This window comes from Stenotrophomonas sp. P5_B8 (assembly GCF_054049855.1).
In genome coordinates this window covers 1-2,149 of the sequence record NZ_JBFULO010000541.1, presented here as the reverse complement: position 1 = coordinate 2,149, position 2,149 = coordinate 1, and the positions used below count along the sequence as shown (strand labels likewise).

The window sequence follows — 2,149 nt, the reverse complement described above, 5'->3', positions numbered from 1 at the left end:
GTCCGGCACCGCGTGCAGCCACCCATGGGGTGGCTCTACCTTTCCTGCATGGCGTGCAGCCACCCATGGGGTGGCGTCACCCCCTCAGGGTGCGCGGGTATGCTGGGCGCCCTTTTCCCATGGATGGAACCCGATGCGTATCGCCCTGTCGCTGCTGCTGGCCGCCGTCGGCGGCACCGCCCTGCCCGCCCATGCGCAGGACTGCCACGACGCCCAGGCGGCCGCGGAAGAGGCGTACGTGGTGCGGGCGGACAACGTGCTGCCCGATCGCCCCGGCTACACCCGCGACACCGCTGGCAGCGTCTGCCGTCGCTGGCCGGCACGCCCCGAACTGACCCTGCTGGCCACGCCGGTCTGGCGCGATGGCGGCGACCACGACGCCCGCGAGGGCGACGTGGACATCCTGGTGATCGACAGCGACACCCTCGCACCACGCGCGTGGAAGGTGTTGCCCGGTGCACTGGACAGCGATGCGATCTTCTTCGACGGCATGCAGCTGGATACCGCGCGCTATCAGCTTGCGCCGGGCACGCTCGCCTTCGRCCTGCGCGTGCAGCGGCGCAATGGCTCCGGCCCCAACCCCTTCAGCGAAGAACAGTTGCAGCTGCTGGCAATGCAGGCAGGCACGCTGCGCGCGCTCGGCCCACCGATGGTGCTGCGCCGTTTCCAGGCCGAGTGGGACACCCGCTGCGCCGGTGAATCGACCGAGGTGTCGCGCACGGTTGCCGTTGGCCCGAAGGGCAAGCACGGGCTGGCCGACCTGGTCCTGCGCGAACGCCGGGTCACCACGCGCAGCTGGATGGACGGCGAGGAATGCCGCGACCAGGCCACGCCGGTAGAGGGCGAGCGCCATGTGCTGCGCTATGACGGCCGCCAGTACGGGGTTCCGGAGCCGCTGCGCCCCTTGTGACGGGCGTCCCATGAAGCATGTCACGAGGCGGTCATATGACAGTCGCTGGGCTGTCATCGAATGGTTATGGAATGAGCGCCGGGCGGGACACCCCGCACCGTCATCCATCCCAGGAGCCACCCCGTGATCCACGCCTTCAAGTCGCGCGCCGCCGTTGCCGTCCTCGCCGCGTCGTCCGTGTTCGCCGCCAACGCCGCCGATGTGACCGGCGCGGGCGCCTCGTTCATCTACCCGGTCATGTCCAAGTGGTCGGCCGACTACAGTGTCGCCACCGGCAAGAAGGTCAACTACCAATCGATCGGTTCCGGCGGTGGCATCGCGCAGATCAAGGCGGCCACGGTTGACTTCGGTTCCTCCGACGCCCCGCTGAAGCCGGAAGAACTGGCCGCCGCAGGCCTGGCACAGTTCCCGTCGGTGATCGGTGGCGTGGTGCCGGTGATCAACGTGGCCGGTGTCGCCCCGGGCGCACTGAAGCTGGACGGCCCGACCCTGGCCAACATCTTCCTGGGCAAGATCAAGACCTGGAACGACCCGGCCATCGCCGCGCTCAACCCGGGCGTCAAGCTGTCCGACGGCAAGATCACCGTCGTGCACCGCTCGGACGGTTCGGGCACCACCTTCAACTTCGTCAACTACCTCTCCAAGGTCAACCCGGAGTGGAAGAGCAAGGTCGGTGAAGGCACCTCGGTGCAGTGGCCGGTCGGCATCGGTGGCAAGGGCAACGAAGGCGTGGCCGCCTACGTGAAGCAGATCAAGGGCGGCATCGGCTACGTCGAACTGTCCTACGCGCTGCAGAACAAGATGTCCTACGCGGCGATGAAGAACGCCTCGGGCAAGGTCGTGCTGCCGAGCGACACCTCGTTTGCCGCGGCGGCCGCCAGCGCCGACTGGGCCAGTTCGAAGGACTTCTACCTGGTCATGACCAACGCCCCGGGCGCCGAAGCGTGGCCGATCACCGCCACCAACTTCATCCTGGTGCGCAAGCAGCCCAAGAACGTGGCCAACGCCAAGGCCACGCAGGAGTTCTTCCGCTGGATCTACAAGAACGGCGATGCCCAGGCCAAGCAGCTGGACTACGTGCCGCTGCCGGACGCCCTGGTCAAGCAGATCGAGACCTACTGGTCGCAGAACCTGAAGTACTGAGTTTCCCCGCTCAGGTACCGAGTATTGGTCGGTACGCGTTGGAGGCAACAACGGAGCAATGGCGGCGGCAGGACCTCTCTCCCAGGACCTCTCTCC

The 2,149-nt window shown here is 67.4% G+C and carries 2 protein-coding genes; both read left to right on the top strand.

The features are described from left to right. Positions 1 to 133: 133 nt before the first annotated feature. Positions 134 to 910 (top strand): PA3715 family protein, encoded by a 777-nt coding sequence (locus ACXJKH_RS19115; protein WP_457321739.1) that lies wholly within the window; start codon positions 134 to 136, stop codon positions 908 to 910. Positions 911 to 1,033: 123 nt separating this feature from the next. Next, positions 1,034 to 2,053: a phosphate ABC transporter substrate-binding protein PstS gene (gene pstS, locus ACXJKH_RS19110; RefSeq protein ID WP_457321737.1), complete on the top strand. Its 1,020-nt coding sequence runs from the start codon at positions 1,034 to 1,036 to the stop codon at positions 2,051 to 2,053. The last annotated feature ends 96 nt before the right edge of the window (positions 2,054 to 2,149 follow it).